At 64.6% G+C, this 1658-nt stretch carries 5 protein-coding genes and 1 pseudogene; 3 read left to right on the forward strand and 3 right to left on the reverse strand.

Annotated features, from left to right (window positions below):
* On the reverse strand, nucleotides 1-393 hold a 393-nt coding region (locus AC1DY5_RS54705; protein ID WP_478122541.1), incomplete at its 3' end, for an epoxide hydrolase N-terminal domain-containing protein.
* A gap of 158 nt (nucleotides 394-551) precedes the next feature.
* On the opposite strand from AC1DY5_RS54705, the gene AC1DY5_RS54710 reads away from it, so the two are divergent.
* The 3 genes from AC1DY5_RS54710 (at nucleotide 552) to AC1DY5_RS54720 (ending at nucleotide 1174) form a co-directional block, all read left to right on the forward strand.
* Nucleotides 552-680 carry a thioredoxin domain-containing protein gene (locus AC1DY5_RS54710; protein WP_478122542.1) on the forward strand — a complete coding sequence of 43 codons (129 nt, stop codon included), beginning with the start codon at nucleotides 552-554 and terminating at the stop codon, nucleotides 678-680.
* A gap of 33 nt (nucleotides 681-713) precedes the next feature.
* Nucleotides 714-797: a hypothetical protein gene (locus tag AC1DY5_RS54715; protein ID WP_478122545.1), complete on the forward strand. Its 84-nt coding sequence runs from the start codon at nucleotides 714-716 to the stop codon at nucleotides 795-797.
* A 77-nt stretch (nucleotides 798-874) separates the two neighbouring features.
* Nucleotides 875-1174: a glutathione S-transferase family protein gene (locus AC1DY5_RS54720; protein ID WP_478122543.1), complete on the forward strand. Its 300-nt coding sequence runs from the start codon at nucleotides 875-877 to the stop codon at nucleotides 1172-1174.
* Nucleotides 1175-1255: 81 nt separating this feature from the next.
* Here the strand turns inward: AC1DY5_RS54720 and AC1DY5_RS54725 are convergent.
* Nucleotides 1256-1337 (reverse strand): annotated as a pseudogene (locus tag AC1DY5_RS54725) (hypothetical protein); the annotation flags it as partial.
* A gap of 89 nt (nucleotides 1338-1426) precedes the next feature.
* Nucleotides 1427-1658, reverse strand: a 232-nt coding sequence (locus tag AC1DY5_RS54730; RefSeq protein WP_478122544.1) for an ASCH domain-containing protein, incomplete at its 5' end; no start/stop codon positions are given.

A 1658-nucleotide genomic window follows, 5' to 3' on the forward strand; every position in this document is an offset into this window, starting at 1 on the left:
GAATGCATCGGCAGGGCTGCCTCCCAACCGGGTCGGATCGATGAGCGGCTCGATCACCTTGTGGAACTCGACCACCGAGCCCGGCCAGCCGTGCGTGATGAGGAGCGGCAGCGCGCTGGCGTGCGGCGAGCGCACATGGATGAAATGCACGTCGAGGCTGTCGATCTCGGTGATGAACTGGTCGAACCGGTTCAGTGCTGTCTCACGGCGACGCCAGTCATAGTGCTCGGCCCAGTAGCGGCACATGTCCTGGACCCAGGCGCGCGGAGCGCCTTGACTCCAGTCATCCACCAACTCGGCTTCCGGCCAGCGCGTGTTTCGCAGGCGCGCCTGCAGGTCTGCGAGCACCTCGTCGGCGACGGCGATGCGAAACGGTCTGATGTCAGCATTCACGGTCGGCCTTGTGAACGGCAAGAGGCGCAGTATGCGCTGGCGGCCTATCTCTGCGAAGGCCCGCAACGGGGCGCATCGTGGCCGCAACCGCTGCGTCCTCGGAGGCTCGAAGCACACACACCTGCGACGATCGAGCGTCCCACCTTCAAGGAAGAACCGTGCTGACCGTCCACCATCTCGGCAAGTCGCAATCAGAGCGTATCGTGTGGCTCTGCGAAGAGCTCGGCCTGACGTACGAACTCAAGCACTATGTGCGGGATCCGGCCACCGGGTTGGCACCGCCGTAACTCGTCGCGCTGCACCCGCGGGGCACGGCGCCCGTGATCAGCGACGGGGCTCTCCTGCTTGCGGAGTCCGGCGCGATCATGGAGTACATCATCGCGAGGTACGGAACGGCCGGCTGACGCTCGGACCGGACCACCCGGACTACGTTGACTACATCTTCTGGTGGCACTACGCCAACGGGAATTTCCAACCGAACATGGGCCTGCGGCGACTGGGCCTGCCGCCCGACAACCCCATCGCCGCCCGCCTGAGCGGCCGGCTTGTGGGCGCCTTCGCGCTGATCGAGAAGCGACTCGGCGAGGCACCCTTCCTGGCCGGCGAGAACTTCACCGCCGCGGACATTATGACCTTCTTCTCGTCGACGACGATGCGCCATTTCATGCCCTTCGATCTCTCACCGTATCCGAACATCCTGGCCTACCTGCAGCGCATCGCAGGGCGGGAGGCCTACCAGCGTGCCGTGCAGAAGGGCGACCCCGGCATGCCGCTTCTGTGATCTGGATTGGCGCCTCATCGACAGCCTGTCGGGTGCTTCTTGGTCCGATGGCGTAGCCGAGCATTGCGGCCCGGCTCAGCTTGTCCAGGCGGATGCCGGTGCGCAGGAAGAACGGTACGCCAGCCCATCGCCAGTTGTCGATGCGGCGCTTGAGCGCCACGAAGTTTCAAATCGCCCCGAGCGTTCGGGCCGCAAGATTCGGGGGGGGGACAGGCCCCTTGAGTTGCAGGCGGACATACTGAGGCCGTACCTTCAAGTGCTGGCTCTGTAGATGACACTGAACCGCTCACACGCGACAGGCATGACCTGACTTGGTTGTCGACCAACGCGCGCGCACTGTCGGCCAAAGTAAGCCCAGTGAACGCGTCGCCAATACTCCAGAGACCCGTCGCCTTCACCCTCGGTGGCGGCGAACTCGGCGCTGACTTGCTCGAACGGCAAGACCTCGACCTCCAGCGTCTCGATGACACACACAGGCGTTCCA

The organism is Variovorax sp. P4_D9 (assembly GCF_056401695.1).